The sequence below is a fragment of the Streptomyces sp. MUM 203J genome, assembly GCF_022414595.1.
Lineage (GTDB): Bacteria > Actinomycetota > Actinomycetes > Streptomycetales > Streptomycetaceae > Streptomyces.
Genome location: NZ_JADWYO010000001.1, coordinates 304047 through 322072, shown reverse-complemented (window position 1 = coordinate 322072; position 18026 = coordinate 304047). Strand labels below are relative to the sequence as shown.

The following is an 18026-nucleotide window of genomic DNA, read 5'->3' as shown; positions in this document are numbered from 1 at the left end:
AGGCGGATCAGGCTCGGAGCGCGCCGCAGTCACCCGGGTGAGCGTCGGCGGCGGGTGGCGGGCGGGACCGTGACGCGGACCCGGGCGGAACATCGGGTCGAAGGACGTCGTGCTGATCGGCGCGGCGCGGTGTGGCGGCTCGGGGAGGCAGGCCAGGCCGCTCGAAAGGCGCGCAGAGGCGCAGAGGGCGCGTTCGGTAGAAGATCAATTCGAGCGTGCGCCTGCGGGTGACGTGGGGCTTTCCATGATCGCCGGGTTGTTAGCTTCCCCGTCGTGACTCAGTTGATGGAGTCCGGCCCGGAGCCGGACCGCCGTGTGCCGCCCTCCGCGCGTGAGGCGAGCGAATCGTTTCGTCCGCTGGTGCTCGACCCGGCACGGCCTGCCGACGCCGCCGTCCTGGCCGGGCTGAGGGAATCGTCCGGCGTGCGCGAGGTCCATGACCGTATCGAGGAGCAGGTCGAGGAGCTTCTGCACTGCCGGGCACCCCGGGATCCCTTCGGTTCCCGCTCTCGCCGCCTCGCGGTCGCCGAGGCGATGGGCTCCCGGCCCGACGTCTACGGCAGGTGGGTCTGGTACCCGTGGTCCGGGCGCCTGGTGCGTGTGCTGCCCGAGGACGTTTTCCGGCTGGTGCGTACCGATCGCAACCGGGACAAGATCACCCGCGAGCAGCAGCGGGAACTGCTGCGGCGCCGGGTGGGCGTCATCGGGCTGTCGGTGGGCGGCAGCGCGGCGCTGGCCTGCGCCATGGAGGGGGTCGGCGGGGCCTTCCGGCTGGCGGACTTCGACCGGCTCGGCCTGTCGAACCTGAACCGGCTGCGGGCGGGTGTCCACGAGCTCGGGGCGGAGAAGAGCGTGCTGTGCGCGCGCCGCATGTACGAGCTCGATCCCTACCTGGACATCGAGGTCTTCCGAGGCGGTGTCACCGAGGACACCATCGAGGAGTTCTTCGGCGGTCGTGCCCGCGGCGACGGACTGGACCTGCTGGTCGAGGAGTGCGACACCCCGTGGGTCAAGGTCGCCGCACGTGAGCATGCCCGCCGCCGGGGGGTCGCCGTCCTCATGGACACCAACGACCGGGGGCTGCTCGACATCGAGCGCTTCGACCTCGAACCGCACCGTCCGCTCTTCCACGGCCGCACCGGCGGCGTGAGTGCCGACGACGTGCGGAACCTGGACCGGGAGGAGACCATCCGCTTCCTGCTCGCCATCGTCGACGAGCACCGCCTGAGCCCTGCCATGACCGACGCCCTCACCCGTGTCGGACGCTCCCTGTCCAGCTGGCCCCAGCTCGCCAGCGGGGTGATGCTCGGTGCGGCCCTGATCGCCGACACCGCCCGCCGCATCCTGCTCGGCGAACCCCTGCCGTCAGGCCGGCACTCCATCGACCTCCACACCCTCGTCGCCGCCGGTGCAGGCCAGCGCACACCCGTGGGAGCCGACCGGTGAACCGGGTCCCCGAACTGCGCGGCGAGCACCTGCGGCTGCGGGAACTGCACGCCGACGACCACGAACCCTTCACCCGGATCCTCACTCACCGTGTGCTGACCCGCTACCTCGGCATCGACCGCATGGACGCCCGCCAGGCCCATGACGCCTTCGCCCAGGCCCTGGCCCAGCCTCACACGCACCCCCGCCGCAAATACACCCTGGCCGTCTGCGCCCCCGACGACGGCACTTTCATCGGCACCATGGGGCTGCTCGTCGAGGACTACGGCAGCAACGCGATGCTCACCGCTCTGGCGCTGCTGCCCGGATCTCCCGTCCGGGGCCACGGGCACGAGGCGGGCCGCCTGCTGATGGCGTACGGCTTCGGGCACCTGGGCCTGCACCGCATCTGGGCCGGCCACCGCAGCGATCACCACAGCATGCCGCAGCTGATGCACGCCGCCGGACTTCGCCCCGAGGCCACCCTCCGCGAGCTCTTCCGCACCCAGGGCTGCTGGCACGACGTCACGACCTACGCCACCGTCGCCCCCGAGTGGAAACGCCAGGCCACCACACGGGAACTCGCCATCCTCGACGGTGCGGGCGGACCCGACCCCGTCTGACGGGCCTCCAGCACACGCAGTGATCGCTCACAGCGAACAGTGCCCCGGTCGGGGAACAACGATCGGCTCAGGTGCATTGAGTCCGTGTAGCTCAACTTGCCTGCCGAAGGGGAGATCATGGCTGCTTCGCCGTCCACATCGCTGACCCTGCCCGTCCTGCCTCTCGACGACGAGGTCGTACTGCCCGGGATGGTGGTGTCCCTGGAGCTGGCCGACGCCGATGTGCGGGCCGCCGTCGAGGCGGCGCGGGCCGCCGCGCGGGGCGGGGGCGGGAAGCCGCGGGTGCTGTTGGTGCCGCGGATCGACGGGACGTACGCGGGGATCGGGGTGCTCGGCGCCGTCGAGCAGGTCGGGCGGCTGTCCGACGGGGACCCGGGAGCGCTGATCCGGGGCATCCGACGGGTGCGGATCGGGGCCGGGACCACCGGGCCCGGGGCCGCGCTGTGGGTGGAGGGGGCGGCCGTCGAGGAGACCGTGCCCGACCCCCTGCCCGGCGGCGTCAGCGAACTCGTCACCGAGTACAAGGCCCTCGCCACCAGCTGGCTCCGCAAGCGCGGCGCCTGGCAGGTCGTCGACCGGGTCCAGCAGATCGAGGACGTCGGCGCCCTCGCGGACAACGCCGGGTATTCGCCGTTCCTCACCCTGGAGCAGAAGACACGGCTGCTGGAGACCGCCGACCCGGTCGCCCGGCTGAAGCTCGCCGCCGAGCAGCTCCGCGAACACCTGGCCGAGCAGGACGTCGCGGAGTCCATCGCCAAGGACGTGCAGGAAGGCGTCGACAAGCAGCAGCGGGAGTTCCTGCTGCGCCGCCAGCTCGACGCCGTACGGAAGGAGCTGCGGGAACTCGACGGAGAGGACGGAGAAGGGGAGAGCGACGACTACCGCGGACGGGTCGAGGCGGCCGGGCTGCCCGAGAAGGTCCGGGAGGCCGCGCTCAAGGAGGTCGACAAGCTGGAGCGGGCCAGTGACCAGTCCCCTGAGGGGGCCTGGATACGCACCTGGCTCGACACCGTCCTGGAGCTGCCCTGGAACGAACGGACCGAGGACCGCTACGACATCCGCGGCGCGCGCACCGTGCTCGACGCCGAACACGCCGGACTCGACGACGTGAAGGACCGCATCACCGAGTACCTCGCCGTCCGCAAGCGGCGCGCCGACCGCGGGCTGGGTGTCGTCGGAGGGCGCCGCGGAGGTGCCGTGCTGGCTCTGGTCGGCCCGCCGGGGGTCGGGAAGACCAGTCTCGGCCAGAGTGTCGCCCATGCCATGGGGCGGAAGTTCGTCCGGGTCGCCCTGGGCGGCGTACGGGACGAGGCGGAGATCCGCGGCCATCGCCGTACCTACGTCGGCGCCCTGCCCGGGCGGATCGTCCGGGCCGTCAAGGAGGCCGGGTCCATGAACCCCGTCGTGCTCCTCGACGAGATCGACAAGGTCGGGTCCGACTTCCGCGGTGACCCCGCCGCAGCGCTGCTGGAGGTGCTGGACCCCGCGCAGAACCACACCTTCCGGGACCACTACCTGGAGGTCGAACTCGACCTGAGCGACGTCGTCTTCCTGGCCACCGCGAACGTGCTGGAGGCCATCCCCGAGGCGCTGCTCGACCGCATGGAGCTGGTCCGGCTCGACGGATACACCGAGGACGAGAAGATCGTCATCGCCCGTGACCACCTGCTGCCCCGGCAGCTCGAGCGCGCGGGGCTCGCGGACGGCGAGGTCGCCATCCAGGAGGACGCCCTGCGCCGGCTCGCCGGCGAGTACACCCGCGAGGCCGGCGTACGGAACCTGGAGCGGGCCGTGGCCCGGCTGCTCCGCAAGGTGGCCGCCGAGGCCGAACTGGGCGAACGGAAGCTGCCGTTCACCGTGGGCGCCGACGATCTGCGCGCGCTCATCGGACGGCCCCACCACGTGCCCGAGTCCGCGCAGGACCCGGCCGAGCGGCGCACCGCCGTCCCCGGCGTGGCAACCGGCCTGGCCGTCACCGGGGCCGGGGGTGACGTGCTGTTCGTCGAGGCGTCACTGGCCGACCCGGAGACCGGGGCCGCCGGGCTCACCCTCACCGGACAGCTCGGGGACGTGATGAAGGAGTCCGCGCAGATCGCGCTGTCGTTCCTGCGCGCGCACGGCGCCGAACTCGAACTGCCCGTCACCGGGCTGAAGGAGCGGGGCGTGCACGTCCACTTCCCGGCGGGCGCCGTGCCCAAGGACGGGCCCAGCGCGGGCATCACCCTGACCACCGCGCTCGCCTCGCTGCTCAGCGGGAGGCTCGTGCGGACCGATGTGGCGATGACCGGCGAGGTGTCGCTCACCGGGCGCGTCCTGCCCATCGGCGGCGTCAAGCAGAAGCTGCTGGCCGCGCACCGGGCGGGCGTCGGGACCGTCGTCATACCGAAGCGCAACGAGGCGGACCTCGACGACGTGCCGGGCGAGGTGCTCGCCGCGCTGGACGTCCGCACGGTCACCGATGTGCGGCAGGTGCTGGACATCGCCCTGGCGCCGGCCGCAGGTGGGGGCGCCGCGGGCGGGGACGCCGAGGGCGGGCGGGTGGCCGCGGTGGCCTGACCCGTCGCACGGCCGCGGGGCCGGCCCTCCGTGACCCCCCGGGGTTCACGGCCGGAGCCAGCCCCGCGCCGTCGCCCGCGCACCGGCCTGGAACCGGGTGCGGGCGTCCAGCGCCTCCAGCAGACGGCTGATCCGGCGCCGCGCGGTGTGGACATGCACGCCCAGGCGGCGGGCGATCGCCTCGTCCTTCAGTCCCGCCGCGAGCAGCGCCAGCAGCTCCCGCTGCTCCCCGGCCCCCACCACCTCCCCGGCCCCCCGGCCCCCGTCCTCCAGGGGTGCCGCGCCCGTCCACGCCGCCTCGAACAGCGGCAGCAGCGCGTCCCGCAGCCGGGCCTCCGCGACGACCAGCGCGTACGCTCCCGGCGCGGCCGGGTCCACCGGCGGCAGCAGGGCGACCCGCCGGTCCACCACGACCAGCCGCGTGGGCACCCGCTCGGCCACCCGCACCCCGGCCCCCCGCCCGACCCACGCCCCCAGCCCGCCCGGGCCGTGTCCCACGGCGCCCCCTGTCGCCGGGTGTCCGGGTTCCGGCCCGCCGTCCAGCGCCGCCCTGGTCAGGACCGCCCGCAGGGCCACCCCCCGAGCCGCCAGCGCCGCCGGCGTCACGGCGAAGCGTGCCGGGCCGCCCCCGGCCGGACCGGCGAGCGGGCCTGCCGCCGCCGGGGCTTCCGGGCCCGGGCCCCACGGAGCTTCGCCTCCCTCGGCCACGCCCCCTGTGACGGGGTCCCCCGGAGACGGGGCCGGGTTCTCCGGGCGGTCGGCCATGACCAGGACCTCGTGTCCGGCGGTCGCCAGCAGCGAGGCCAGCCGTTCACCGATGGCCCGGCGGCCGGTCACCGTCTCCACGCCGGGTGCGCCCGGAGGCGTACGGCCGGACGCCGCCAGCCGGTCGGCGGTCCGCCGCAGTCGCGCCAACTCCGCGGACCTCCGCTGTAGTTCGGCCTGTCGCCGGTGGATCAGCGTGCGCAACGCGGTCTCCGGCGCGGCCGGATGAGGCAGCCCGCCCTCCTCGGCAGGGTCCGCCGGTCGCGCGAACCCGTGCTCGACGAGCCGGTCCAGTGCGGTGTGCACCCGTGCCGTCGGCAGACCGAGGAGACACGCCAGCTCCTCGACCCTGCAAGCCCGTTCCAGCAGCAATGCCTGATACGCCCGCTCCTCGGCCTCCCCCAGGCCAAGTGGGGGCAATTCCCCCTGGATCATGCGTCGGATTCTCACCAGGAGCTCACGGAACACACAAGTGTGCATGTCCACTTCTCACTTCATCTGGCTCATTGCCCACGTCACACCACGACCGCTTGCATGGCCACCGACATACCCGAACGGCTCTGACCAAGCACGTAGGAGGGTACGGACTGTGCGCGACACCCGAGACTTACGGGGGACACGTGACGTACGGAAGGGCGCGGCGGCTGCCGGGGGAGCGGCACTGCTCGCCGCCGGGCTGCTGATCACCGCCGTCCCGCCCGCCCAGGCGGCGGCCCCGGCGGCCCCCGCGGCCGACACGGACCGGCGGGACGGGCAGCCACCGGCGGCCGACGTCATCCCGCTGCCGGAGACGGACACCCCCGCCCTGGTGGAGGGCATCCACGACCCGGTGGACGCCAAGGCGGCCCCCGCCGACGCGGCCCGCGGCCATCTCGCCGCCAAGGAGAGCCGCTACAAGATCGCTGAACCTCGGCGTGATCTCGTCCCTGTGGGCACCCAGCGGCGGGGCGCGGAGGAGACCGTACGGCTCCAGCAGAAACACCGGGGCGTGCCGGTGCTCGGCGGCCAGTACGTCGTCCGGATGGAGAAGAAGGGCGGCGAACGGGCTGTCACCGGCACCTCCGGCAAGTACTTCACCGGTCTGACCGCGGACACCAGGCCCGCGGTCTCCCGGGCGACGGCCGAACGGCGTGCCGTAACCGCGACGCTGACCCGGCTGGGCGACACCCGGCTCACCAGGCCCGCGACCTCCTCGGACGGCGCCCGCAGGGCCGGACCGTCCCTGCGCGGCAGCACGAACGGCCTGGTGGTCGTCCCGCGCGGCGAAGGCGTCCTCACGTACCACGTGACGGTGCGCGGCACCCATCCGGAGACCGGCGCGCCCGTCCTCCAGCACGTGTACGTGGACGCCCGGGCCGGCTACCCGGTGCTGCAGTACACGGGCATCAAGTCGATGGGCCCGAAGGCGGCGGGCGGGGCGGCGCCCTCCGCGGGCGCGAACCCCACCGCCACCGGCGTCAGCGGAAGGGCTTCCGGGAGCGCCGGGGGCGGTGACGCCCTCACCGGCACCGGCCTTCGCCTCGACGGCTCCAGGGTGGACCTCAACATCCACCGCGCCACACCCGAGGGGCCGTATCTGCTCTCCGACCGCGCCCGCATGGCGCGCAGCAGCAAGAACGCCCTCACCACCTGGGACGCCCGCGACAAGGACGTCCTGGAGGTGCTCGGCACCTGGCCGGGAGATCTGAAGGAATTCGCCTCCGCCACAACCGAGTTCGGTGGTGCGGCCACCGACTCCGGGGCCGTCGACGCGCACTGGGCGGCGGGTGAGGTGTACGACTACTACAAGGGGCGGCACGACCGGGACGGGCTCGACGGACGCGGCTCCACCGTCAACTCCCTCGTCGGCGTCACCTTCTTCGGCCTGCCGTACGTGAACGCCTTCTGGGACGGCACGAAGATGGTGTACGGCTCCGGCGACGAGAGGTACAAGCCGCTCTCCGGCGACCTGGACGTGGTCGGGCACGAGATGACCCACGGCGTCGTCGAGAACACCTCCAACCTGGTGTACGCGGGCCAGTCCGGCGCCCTCAACGAGGCCTTCGCGGACTACTTCGGCAACGCCATCGACGTCGACAGCTCCGGCACCCGGATGGACGACCCGGACGCGGGCCTGATCGGTGAGGACCTGTGCCGTGAGGGCAGCCCCCGGGCCTGCGCGTTCCGCGACCTCAACGACGGGGCCAGCACTTCGAAGAACTTCCTGGGCGTCAGCTTCGGCACCGACAACGGCGGCGTCCACCTCAACTCGACGATCTTCTCGGGCGCCCTGTGGGACCTGCGCGAGGACGTCGGCGCCGAGCTGGCCGACCGGATCGCCTACAAGGCCCTGACCGAGTACCTCACCCCGCTGGACGGCTTCACCGAGGGCCGCAACGCGGTCATCGCCGCCGCCCGGGACCTGGGCGCCACGGCACGCCAGGTCAGGACGGTGAAGCGGTCGTTCAACGCCCACGGCATCGTGCCCGGCTGGGAGAACGCGCTGGGCGTGGACAGCGACACACTGCTGAAGAAGGTCAACACCGAGGGCGTCGGCGTCGGGGCGGGCGGCGGCTGGTGGACCACGTCCCTGTCGAACGACGACGGCTCGGAGGCGTACTCCGTCTACGCGGGCCGGATCGACGGCAGGGGCGCGCCGAAGCTGATGAGCCCCAACGACGGCCGCTACCACGTGTACCCGGCGACCGACGGGAAGACCGTGGTGTGGGCCGCGTACGGGGCCGACGGCGTGGAGATCCTTTCGCGGCCGCTCTCGGGCGGCCCGGTGAAGAAGCTGCACTCGGTCCAGGGCGACGTCGTCAGCCTGCACATCGCCGGGGGTGTGGCGGTCTTCGACGTCCTCGACTTCTCCGCCGGCGCGCGGCGGGTCGGCTACCTGCGGCCCGGCGACCGCACGCCCACGTATGTCGACGGGGGCCAGGCCGGGGTGCTGACCGGCCTGCCGTCGGTCGCGCACGGCCGGATCGCGTACGCCAAGGTGGCGCCGGCCAAGGACGGCTCGGCATACCGGCTGGGCGTCGAGATACACGACCTGGCCAGCGGCCGGACCGTCACCGCCGACCAGCTCGGTGAGCCGCAGAGCATCAACGGCACCGCCGTGAACGCCACGCACGCCTTCTGGCTCGTCGACGAGAACCTCGGCGACGAGGGTCAGACCGGTATCCGGCGGGCCGGGGTCGACGGCACCGGTGCGTACGACATCAGCAGCGAGTACAAGCCGGGCGCGCTGTCCGCGACGGACATCACGGCGTCCGACACCGCCGTCACCGTGGGCACGGTTCCCGCGGGAGGCGTCGGCGAGCTGCTGACCAACGCGGGTCTGACGAAGATCTGGCAGCTCAGCACGGACGGCGCGCGCAAGCAGCGCCTCTCCTGCAACCGCGGCGAGCAGTTCTCCCCGGCCGCCGACTCCGGGACGCGGGTGGTGTGGCTGGACGGTACGACCGGCTGGACCAGCGTCGTGACCCGCAACCGCCCGGCTGGCGCCTGCGGCTGATCCGCACAGGTTCCGCCCTGGTGAGGACCTCCGGCTCTGGCGGGCCGGGGGTCCTCGGGGGCTTCGCCCCGGGGGCTCGTCCGTCCGGGCGGGGCGCGTGCAGCACCTATGCTGAGGGCCGCTCCAGAACGCCTGAGTGGGGTCCGGCCGTATGAACCGTTCAGCAGTGCACGTGATGATCGTCGATGACGAGGTCCTGATCAGAGAGGGACTGCGGCGGATCGTCGGGGGGTTCGCAGGGGTCGAGGTGGTCGCGGTGTGTTCGGGGGGAGCGGCGCTGAGTGAGGCCCGGGAGCACCGGCCGGACGTCGTCCTGCTCGACGTGCGGATGCCGGACCGCGACGGGCTGACCGTGCTGGCGGACCTCCGGTCGCTGCCCGAGCCCCCGGTGGTCGCCATGCTGACCACGTTCGACGCGGACGAGCACCTGTCGGCGGCGCTGCGCGGCGGGGCCGCGGGGTTCCTGTTGAAGGACACGGCGCCGGAGCAGCTGGAGTATCTGCTCCAGGAGCTGGTGGCGGGGGGCAGCGTGATCTCTCCGAGGGTGACGCGGACGGTCGTCGACGGCTTTCTCCGCGCGGAGAACGAGGTCCCGGTCGCGGACGGCACCGCCGCCCCCCGTGACGGCGCGCTGCTGGAGGACCTGACCGCCCGGGAGCGCGAGGTCCTGGTCCTGCTGGCCGAGGGCCTGTCGAACGCGGAGATCGCGCGACGGCTGTTCATCGGCACGACCACCGTCAAGGACCACGTCAGCACCCTGCTCGGCAAGCTCGGCGTCACCAACCGCGTCCAGGCGGCGGTCCGTGCCCACCAGCTACGGCTCGTCCGGTGACGACGCCGGGCCAGAGACCGGCGTCCGGAGCGGGGGCCGCGGCCGGGGCGGCACGGCCGCCGCTGGTGCACGGCGTGGCGGGCGGTGCGCCCGGTGCGGGCGGCGGGGCGGAGCGCCGGCCCGGTGTCCGTGCGGGGTCGGAGCCCGGGGCGGCGGCCCCGGGGGTCCCGGCGGGCCGGGGGTCCCGGCCGCCGTGGTGGCGCAGGGCCGGGGTGGAGCGGGTGGCCGTGGCGGCGGCTGTGGCCGAGCTGCTGACCGTCGCCGACGCCTTCAGCCGGCTGACGCTCGCCGTGTGCACGCTCGCGCTGTGCGCTCTGTTCCTGCGGCGGCGGTGTCCGCTGGTCGCCCTGTGCGCGACGCTGCCGTCGATCCTGACCGGGCACCTGTGGCTGCCGCCGATGATCGCGATGTTCCATGTCGCCAAGGGCCCGTCCCGGGCCCTGCGCGTCGTGGGCTGCGGGCTGCTCTTCTGCGCGGCCGTGTGCCCCTGGCCCGTCGGCGAACTCGCCACCATGACCCGCGAGGAGATACTGACGTCCATCGAGGCGGCCGGGCTGCTGAGCACCGGGCCCACCGCCCTCGGCCTGCTGGCCGCCACCCGGGCCGAGCTGCGCGCCCGGCTCGCGGACCTCACCGCGACCCAGAAGCGCGAGCGCCGCCTGGAGGCCGAGCGGGCCGTCGCACGGGAACGGGCGAGGCTGGCGCGCGAGATGCACGACACGGTGTCGCATCACGTCGGGATCATCGCCGTGCAGTCGGGCGCGTTGCGGGCCGCCGGGACGGCCGACGACTGGCAGCGGGAATCGGCCGAGAGCATCCGCCGCCACAGTGTTCAGGCGCTGGAGGAGCTGCGGGACATGGTCGGCGTCCTGCGCGGCTCCGACGCGGAGGCGGCGGCCACGGCGGGCCGCGCGGGCCTTGACGACCTGCGCGGACTGGCCGCCGACAGTCTGCTGGACGTCGACCTCACACTGGACCTGCCCGGCGGCGCCTGGCCCGAGGCGGTCGAGGCAGCGGTGTTCCGCATCGTGCAGGAGGCACTGAACAACGTACGGAAGCACGCCCCCGGGACGCGGGTCACGGTCCGGGTCGCCCCCGCGGAGGACGCCGCCGCGCTGACGGTCGAGGTCCGCAACAGCCGGCCGTCCTGTCGCCGTGCCACCGGGCTGCCGACGGGGGGCGGGCACGGGCTGGTGGGGCTCAGAGAACGGGCGGAGCTGCTGGGCGGCCGGCTGACGGCCCGTCCCAGCGCGGACGGCGGCTTTCTCGTACGGGCCGAGCTGCCGCTCTGACGGCCCCGACCCACCGACCGGAGGGGGCCGACCGGTGGTACCGGCGCGGCGCCCCCGGCGGGCAGCATGAGCAGCGCCGGGCATGACGAGGTCTGACCAGCCTCGCCCGGGCCCCGAGGAGGAACTTCCGCGGCGTGTTCCGTGGAACGGGGGCCCCGCGCGTTCTGCGGCGGGCATACCGGCGGGTGGCGCCCCGCCGTACCGGGGCAGCGGTGCGGCGGGGCGCCTTCGGCCGTGTGACGCGTTGTTCCCCTGTCCCCCTTGCCGGCCGTGTCGGCAGGCGGCCGCCGCCGTGTGAAGGGAGGGCTTCCGCTCCCCGGCTCCGGATGCCGCGGCCTCGCTGATCGACTCAGGGCACCGCCCGCCTTCGAGCACGGCCCGCCTTCAGGCGCCGGACGGGCCCGCGCACGCCCCTGACGGTGACCACGCGCAGGGCGCCGGGCGGGCCTGAGCGCGCTGTGCGGCGCCCCTCCGGGATACTGATCGTCACGGGCGGCGGACGCCGTCCGCGACGCGTGCGAGAGGTGTGACGTGCAGGAAAGCGGGGCAGAGGGCGGCGCGGCGGAGCCCGGGGTGGACCAGGAGTTCCTCGCGCTCGAGCGTGAGCTCGCGGTCTTCCTGCGGCGCGCCCGCGCCCAGTCCGGCGAGATGGCCCGCGAGGTGCACCCGGACCTCGAACCAGCCGCGTACGGGCTGCTCGTCCGGCTCGACGAAGCCGGCGCCCAGCGGGCCACCGACCTGGCGGCGTACTTCGGCGTCGGCAAGGCGACGATGAGCCGTCAGCTGCGTGCGCTGGAGGGCCTGGGGCTGATCGGCCGCACGCCCGACCCGGCGGACGGCCGCGCGTCCCTCGTACGGATCACCGACGACGGCCGCGCCCGCTTCCGCCGCGTGCGTGACGCCCGCCGCGCCCGGTACGTCCGGAAGCTCTCCGACTGGGACCGTACCGAGGTCGCCGAACTCGCCCGGCTCCTCCACCAGCTCAACACCCGCGCCGAGCGTCACAGCTCCGCGTAGACGGCCGTCGCGTCGTCGTGCGGCTTCCAGCGGCGCGGGCCGTCCGCCTCCGCGTGGAGGGCTTCCAGTCCGCGCACCCGCCGCAGGAGACCCCGTGCGCCCTCCTTCCGCAGGAGCGTGACGCACTGAGCCCAGTCGCCCGCCCCGAACAGCTCCACCCACCGCGCGGCCCCGTCCGTCAGCGCCGCCAGCGCCCGGACCTCCTCGCGCGGGGTCACCCCGGTCACCGACCGCCCCGCCACGCCCGGGTCCGCCGCCGCCGTGAAGAACCCGCCCTCCGCGTTGCGCAGCCGGTCCGTCGCCTCGTGCGAGCGCAGCACCTCGCGCGGGATCCCGTCCAGCCGGTCGTCCCGCACCGCCCGCACCGCGCCCTGCGGCGACTCCAGCAGCAGCACCGAGTCCGACAGCACCAGGTGTTCCACCCGCTCCTCGTCCCAGCGGGCCAGAACGACCGTCGCCTGGGGCGTACGCACGTGAGAAAGGTCACAGGTGCCTTGGTGGAGGTTTGCGGTGCGCCGGATTGCCTCCGCCAGGATCTCCGTCAGTGTCAGGTCTCGCCGCGAACCGGACAGTTCGGTCAGTGCGCCCCCGAGGCGGGCCGTGAACCACGGCACCGTGTGTACGCAGCCGTCCTCCCCCGCGGGCGGAGTCACCCCGTCCAGCACGACCACGGCGCCACCGGCGCCCGACGCCGGAACAGCCGTGGCGGACCAGTCCTCATTGGGGCGTTCAGGGCTTCCGGGGATCGAGGCGGTTTCCACGTGCATGGGTGTCAGTGTGCCGGACCGCCTCCGGGTCCCCTCACGCCGCGCACAGGGGGTGATACGCCGCGAAAGGCCTGTACCAGCAGGCCGGGGCCGGTGCCCGGGGACGCTCTCCGGAGATCTCGGAGGGCCGTGGGCACATGCGGGCGCGCATCCTGCCAAAGCCCGCGTGGAAGGTCCAACCCGGCCTTCCGCGTCCGGCCCCGCGCGTGAGCACGCGAGTTGTTCGCCAACTGTGGAGTGTTGTTCACTCGTTCGGGTGGCGGGGCGGCCGATGGGTGCTCCCTTCCCATGAGGGCTGGAATGGTCGGAGGCCGTGCCAGGGGTGGGGGCTCGCGCGTGTGACCGGTCGTCACCTCTGCTTCATGGGCGAACGAGTTCAAGAATGTGAGCACCGGTGCAGAAGCGCAGTGACACTCCCGGCGATCCCCATGTACCGGGCGGGCGCCGCGTACGTGTACGCAGTCGGCTGGTGGCCGGTGTCGCACTCGTCGGCATCACGGTCGTCGGCGCCGGGGCGCCCGGTCTGCTCGCCACCTCGGCCGATCTGACGGAGTCGCAGGGGCTCGTCACCCTCGCCAAGCTCAACCGGCAGGCCGTCACGCTCGCGCACTCCCTCGCGGACGAGCGGGACGCGGTCACGGAGTACGTCGCGGCCGGGCGGAACACGGGAGAGGGAGCGACGGACGACGCCGACCCCGGCCGGACCGACGCCCAGGACGGGAAGTCCCGGAACACCCGGCCTCCCGGCGCCGGCACCGCCCGCGTCGACCGCCAGATCGCGGAGATCAGGGCCGCCGCCCCCGAAGACCTGCGCCGCGTCCTCGCAGGCGTCCCCGAGCTGCGCCGCACCGCCCTCACCGGCACGGGCACCGCCCTGGAGGTGCACCGCTCCTACACCGAGGTCATCGGCAGGCTCCAGGCGCTCGCCGCCCGGCTCAGCGACCGCACCCCCGCCCGCGCCGACAGCGTCGGCCGCGCGCCCGCCGAGCTGGGCCAGGCCACCGAGCGCGCCTCCGCCACCCGGGGCCTGCTGCTCGCCGCCCTCGCGGTGCCCGGCACCGACGCCCCCGGGCACACCGAGTTCGACCCGGCCACGGGCACGTACGTGACCCGCGAGGACCCCGCCGCCAAGGCCGCCGCCCGCACCCGCGACCAGCTCAGCGGCGCCGCCCACCTGGCCCGGGTGCGTGAGCAGGTCGCCCTCGCGGACTTCGGGCAGGAGGACGACCCCGCCGCGCACGAGTCCCTCGCGGCCACCGTCACCGGCCCCGAGGTCACCGCCGCCGAGAAGTTCCTCGGCACGCTCACCGACCGGACCGAACTGTCCGAGAAGGAGCAGCGGACCGACCCGGAGAAGCTGGAGGCCGCGCTCACCGCCCGCGTCGAGCAGATGCGCGGCGTCGAGTCCGCCCTCGCCACCGCCCGCATCGAGAGCATGGAACGGCTCCGGGACGAGGACGTGACGACGCTGGAGCTGCGGATCGCGCTGCTCGGGGGCTGCCTCCTGGTCGCCGTCGCGGTGTCCACGGCCGTCGCCCGCTCGCTCACCCGGCCGCTCGCGGTGCTGCGCCGGGGCGCGGCGCGGCTGGCGGACTCCCCGTCGCCGCAGACCGAGGAGCCGATCCGGTTCACCGGCCGGAACGACGAGTTCGCCCAGGCCGTACGGTCCCTCAACACCCTCCACGGAAAGCTGCAGGCCCTCGCGGCGCGCGCGCAGGCGCCGGACGCGCCGGTGCGGGAACGCACGCCCGCGGCCGGGGACGGCGGGCCCGAGTCGGCCGCCACCGAACTCGCCGCCCACCGGACCGACGCCCTGGCGCAGACCCGGCGGCTCGCCGCCGAGCTGGAGCGGCTGCGGCACACCGCCGACGACACGGCCGCGACCTCCGTCAACCTCTCCCTCCGGACGCTCGCGCTCGTCGAACGGCAGCTCACGGTCATCGAGAAGCTGGAGGAGCGCGAGCAGGACCCCGAGCGGCTGGCCACGCTGTTCCGGCTCGACCACATGGCCACCGTGATGCGGCGGCACTGCGAGAACCTGCTCGTCCTGTCCGGCCACGAGCACCGGCACGCGCACCAGGAACCCGTACCGCTCGTCGACGTGCTGCGGGCCGCGGTCAGCGAGATCGAGCAGTACGAGCGGGTGGCCATCCAGTCGCTGCCGCCCCACACCTATGTGGCGGGCGACGCCGCGGACGACCTGAGCCATCTGCTGGCCGAGCTGCTGGAGAACGCGACACTGTTCTCGGCGCCGGACGCGGGAGTGCGGCTCTCCGCGTGGCTGGTGGAGGGCGGCGACGTCACGGTGTCCGTGTCGGACAGCGGCGTCGGAGCGACGCGGGAACGGCTGGCTGCTCTCAACGCACGCCTCGCGGAGCCGTCCCGGGGCGCACCCGAGGGGGGCGAGGAGGGCGACGGTCTCGGTCTGCGTGTGACCGCGCTGCTGGCGGCGCGTCATGGCGTACGCGTGGAACTGCAGGACGACCAGCAGGGCGGCGTGACGGCGGTGGCCGTGCTGCCGCAGGTCCTGCTGCCGGAGGCCCCGCTCACGGCGGGCCCCCCGGCGGTCGCCCTCGCCCAGGGCGCCCCCACGCTGACCCTTCCGGGCACCGTCGCCGAGGCCAACGAGAACGCCCTGCCGCCACGCCCTCGCCCGGTCCCTCCCGGGGCTGTCGAGCCGGAGCCCGAGACGGCTGAGGCGTCCGGCGCCGACGGCTCCGCGCCCGAGCCACCCGCGCCCGAAGCCCCGGGGAAGGCCGGTGTCGGGGCCTTCGCGCCCGGTGCCGAGGACGACCGCCCCGCCGCGGAGACCGGCGAAGGTCCGCAGCCCGGGGCCGTCGAGCCCGGGTTGCCCGGCGCGGCCGGAGCGCCGGGGGCGCCCGCCACCCCGCCCGAGCCGGAAGCGGCCGGGTTCCGTGACGCCGGAACCCCGGACGCCGAACCCGCTCAGGCCGACGTCTCCGGGGCGTCCGGCGCCGTCGGGGACGGGTCCGCGCCGGGGCCGAGGGACCCGGAGCCCGAGGTGACGGCAACCGGTGACCACGCGGCGGCTGAGGCCGGCTCCCCGCCAACCGGCCCGGACCCGCGGGCTCCGGAGGCCGGGGTGTCCGAGTCCGGCGCCCGCACGGCGGAGGCTCAGACGGCCGGGGGCGACCAGCCCGAGGGCCACCGGGCGACCCCCTCCCAGGATGTGACCCCGGTGTCCGCCGGCGCCGAGCCGCAGGACTCCGAGGCGGAGGCCGCCGGCTCCCTCGAACACCGCGCCGACGCGTCGGCCGACGATCACGAGCCCGCCCCCGACGCGCGGGAGGCCACCCTTCAGGTCCGGCTGCCGCAGCAGGGCGGCGCCGAGGCACCCGGGCGGGCAGCCGCCGACCCCGCGTCCACCGAGCCCGCGTCCCTCACCGGCAAAGGGCTGCCCAAGCGCACGCCGCAGCAGGTCGACTCCGTCGCGCCGCGACCGGAGCGCACCGGGCAGGTCGACGCGGAGGAGCTGCGCCGCAGACTCGGCGGGTTCCAGCGGGGGGCCGAGGACGGGCGGCGCGCGGCCGAGGCCGAGGCCGCCGACGGCTCCGGCACCACACGTACGCAAGAGACCGAAGCGTCACCAGGAACGGGGGACACAGGCGAGGAGGCACGCAGTTGAGTGCGACGACCGGCGCGGACACCGGTACCCACAGGGCGGACAGACGGAGCAGTGAGGCGCGCAGCCTCCACTGGCTGCTCGGCGACCTCGTGCGGGAGGTTCCGGCGATTCACTCGGTCGCCGTCGTCTCGTCGGACGGGCTGCTGCTGCTCTCCTCCGACACGGCCGGCGGTCCGGACGGCGAGGCGGATGCCGGGCAGGACGCCGTCGCCGGTCCGTCGCGCCGCTCGCCGCGCGGCTCCGGCGCCGATCTCGCCACCATCGTCTCCGGGCTGGCCAGTCTCACCGTGGGCGCCGCCCACCTCATGGACGGCGGCCAGGTGAGGCAGACCATGGTCGCGATGGAGCACTGCACCGTCCTCGTCATGGCGATCAGCGACGGCTCCCTCCTCGGCGTCCGGGCGGCGGCCGACTGCGACCTGGGCGAGGTCGCCTACCACATGGCGCTCTTCGTGGGCCGGGCCGGACACGTCCTCACTCCCGGGCTCCGCAGCGAACTGCGCGCGTCGCTGGAGCCGGACGGGCAGCGGACCGCCGCCCCGGCCGCGTCGGCGGGCGCCAGGCCGAAGCTCGCCCGACGGGAGGTGCGGTGATGAGCGCCCTGTCGGCCACCACAGTCGGCGGTCTCCCGGTCCGCGGAGAAGGGCACCGCGCCTCGCGGGTGCGCCCATACTCGGTCACCGGCGGCCGTACCCGCTTCGGCCACGTCCTTCTCGTCGAGACCTTCGTCGCCGCCCAGGAAGGCAGCGAGTCCGGCACCGGTGGTGCGCGATCCATGCCGGAGACCCGCGCCATCGTCGAGGTGTGCCGCCGGATGCGTACCGTCGCGGAGATCTCCGCGCTGCTGCGGATGCCTCTCGGCGTCGTGAGGGTCCTCATCAGCGACCTGGCCGACCAGGGCAAGCTGCGCGTCTACGGCACCGGGCACGGCACCGGCCGGCCCGACCGCGCGCTGCTGGAAAGGGTGCTCAGTGGTCTCCGCCGTCTCTGACCCCTCCGTGCCCCCGTGCGACGAGGACGTGCGGGCCTGGCAGCTCGACCGCACGCAGGCGCCCACCGCCACCAAGATCGTCGTGGCGGGCGGCTTCGGCGTCGGCAAGACGACCCTCGTCGGCGCCGTCTCGGAGATCACGCCGCTGCGCACCGAGGCGCTGATGACCGAGGCGAGCGCGGGCACCGACGACCTCTCCGCGACCCCGGGCAAACTCAGCACCACCGTCGCCATGGACTTCGGCCGGATCACGCTCGACGACGACCTGGTGCTGTACGTCTTCGGGACGCCGGGACAGCGGCGCTTCTGGTTCATGTGGGACGACCTGGTGCGCGGCGCCATCGGGGCGATCGTGCTGGCCGACACCCGGCGGCTGGACGACTGCTTCCCGGCGCTCGACTACTTCGAGACCTGCGGCCTGCCGTACCTCGTCGCGGTGAACCACTTCGAGGGCACGGAGCGGTTCGCCCCGGAGGACGTACGGGACGCGCTGAGCGTGCCGGAGGACGTGCCGGTCCTGGTGATGGACGCGCGGGACCGGATCTCGGTCGTCGAGACACTGCTGGCGCTGGTCACCCGCGCGCTGGACAAGACCCCGTAAGACCGTAAGGAACAG

At 74.3% G+C, this 18026-nt stretch carries 13 protein-coding genes; 11 read left to right on the top strand and 2 right to left on the bottom strand.

Annotated elements, in window-relative coordinates; all coding sequences use genetic code 11:
* The first annotated feature begins 273 nt into the window (after window positions 1-273).
* From I3F58_RS01370 to lon, 3 genes are all read left to right on the top strand, one after another.
* Window positions 274-1446 (top strand): ThiF family adenylyltransferase, encoded by a 1173-nt coding sequence (locus I3F58_RS01370; protein WP_240106251.1) that lies wholly within the window; start codon window positions 274-276, stop codon window positions 1444-1446.
* Window positions 1443-2048 carry a GNAT family N-acetyltransferase gene (locus I3F58_RS01365; RefSeq protein ID WP_240106250.1) on the top strand — a complete coding sequence of 202 codons (606 nt, stop codon included), beginning with the start codon at window positions 1443-1445 and terminating at the stop codon, window positions 2046-2048. Before I3F58_RS01370 ends, I3F58_RS01365 begins: the two co-directional genes overlap by 4 nt.
* A 117-nt stretch (window positions 2049-2165) precedes the next feature.
* Window positions 2166-4604 carry an endopeptidase La gene (lon, locus tag I3F58_RS01360; protein WP_240106249.1) on the top strand — a complete coding sequence of 813 codons (2439 nt, stop codon included), beginning with the start codon at window positions 2166-2168 and terminating at the stop codon, window positions 4602-4604.
* 45 nt (window positions 4605-4649) lie between these two features.
* Here lon and I3F58_RS29240 read toward each other — a convergent pair whose 3' ends face one another.
* A complete protein-coding gene (locus I3F58_RS29240) occupies window positions 4650-5804 on the bottom strand; it encodes a helix-turn-helix domain-containing protein (protein ID WP_275677950.1) in 1155 nt (384 codons plus the stop codon).
* A gap of 154 nt (window positions 5805-5958) precedes the next feature.
* On the opposite strand from I3F58_RS29240, the gene I3F58_RS01350 reads away from it, so the two are divergent.
* The 4 genes from I3F58_RS01350 to I3F58_RS01335 all read left to right on the top strand — a co-directional run bounded on the left by I3F58_RS01350 (window position 5959) and on the right by I3F58_RS01335 (window position 12006).
* Complete coding sequence (locus I3F58_RS01350; protein ID WP_240106248.1) at window positions 5959-8865, top strand: M4 family metallopeptidase; 2907 nt, start codon at window positions 5959-5961, stop codon at window positions 8863-8865.
* A gap of 151 nt (window positions 8866-9016) precedes the next feature.
* A complete protein-coding gene (locus tag I3F58_RS01345; protein ID WP_240106247.1) occupies window positions 9017-9697 on the top strand; it encodes a response regulator transcription factor in 681 nt (226 codons plus the stop codon).
* A gap of 227 nt (window positions 9698-9924) precedes the next feature.
* Window positions 9925-10989 (top strand): sensor histidine kinase, encoded by a 1065-nt coding sequence (locus I3F58_RS29545; protein WP_240106246.1) that lies wholly within the window; start codon window positions 9925-9927, stop codon window positions 10987-10989.
* A 531-nt stretch (window positions 10990-11520) separates the two neighbouring features.
* Window positions 11521-12006, top strand: coding sequence for a MarR family transcriptional regulator (locus I3F58_RS01335; protein ID WP_240106245.1), 486 nt, complete (start codon window positions 11521-11523; stop codon window positions 12004-12006).
* On the opposite strand, the gene I3F58_RS01330 is transcribed toward I3F58_RS01335, so the two are convergent.
* Window positions 11991-12773: a protein phosphatase 2C domain-containing protein gene (locus I3F58_RS01330; protein WP_240106244.1), complete on the bottom strand. Its 783-nt coding sequence runs from the start codon at window positions 12771-12773 to the stop codon at window positions 11991-11993. The two genes, I3F58_RS01335 and I3F58_RS01330, sit on opposite strands and share 16 nt — an antisense overlap.
* Before the next feature lie 469 nt (window positions 12774-13242).
* On the opposite strand from I3F58_RS01330, the gene I3F58_RS01325 reads away from it, so the two are divergent.
* Genes I3F58_RS01325 through I3F58_RS01310 form a run of 4 tightly spaced genes read left to right on the top strand, consistent with a single transcriptional unit; the run spans window position 13243 to window position 18011 of the window.
* Window positions 13243-16419 (top strand): nitrate- and nitrite sensing domain-containing protein, encoded by a 3177-nt coding sequence (locus I3F58_RS01325; protein ID WP_240106243.1) that lies wholly within the window; start codon window positions 13243-13245, stop codon window positions 16417-16419.
* On the top strand, window positions 16416-17012 hold the full coding sequence (locus I3F58_RS01320) for a roadblock/LC7 domain-containing protein (RefSeq protein WP_240106242.1): 597 nt from the start codon (window positions 16416-16418) through the stop codon (window positions 17010-17012). Before I3F58_RS01325 ends, I3F58_RS01320 begins: the two co-directional genes overlap by 4 nt.
* Window positions 17012-17410 (top strand): DUF742 domain-containing protein, encoded by a 399-nt coding sequence (locus I3F58_RS01315; protein WP_240106241.1) that lies wholly within the window; start codon window positions 17012-17014, stop codon window positions 17408-17410. Before I3F58_RS01320 ends, I3F58_RS01315 begins: the two co-directional genes overlap by 1 nt.
* A complete protein-coding gene (locus tag I3F58_RS01310; RefSeq protein ID WP_374207880.1) occupies window positions 17391-18011 on the top strand; it encodes an ATP/GTP-binding protein in 621 nt (206 codons plus the stop codon). Before I3F58_RS01315 ends, I3F58_RS01310 begins: the two co-directional genes overlap by 20 nt.
* The last annotated feature ends 15 nt before the right edge of the window (window positions 18012-18026 follow it).

Bases quoted from the DNA above. Each gene is read 5' to 3' on its own strand.
- lon (WP_240106249.1), top strand. From the start codon at position 2,166: ATGGCTGCTTCGCCGTCCACATCGCTGACCCTGCCCGTCCTGCCTCTC.
- I3F58_RS29240 (WP_275677950.1), bottom strand. From the start codon at position 5,804: ATGATCCAGGGGGAATTGCCCCCACTTGGCCTGGGGGAGGCCGAGGAG.
- I3F58_RS01345 (WP_240106247.1), top strand. From the start codon at position 9,017: ATGAACCGTTCAGCAGTGCACGTGATGATCGTCGATGACGAGGTCCTG.
- I3F58_RS01330 (WP_240106244.1), bottom strand. From the start codon at position 12,773: ATGCACGTGGAAACCGCCTCGATCCCCGGAAGCCCTGAACGCCCCAAT.
- I3F58_RS01315 (WP_240106241.1), top strand. From the start codon at position 17,012: ATGAGCGCCCTGTCGGCCACCACAGTCGGCGGTCTCCCGGTCCGCGGA.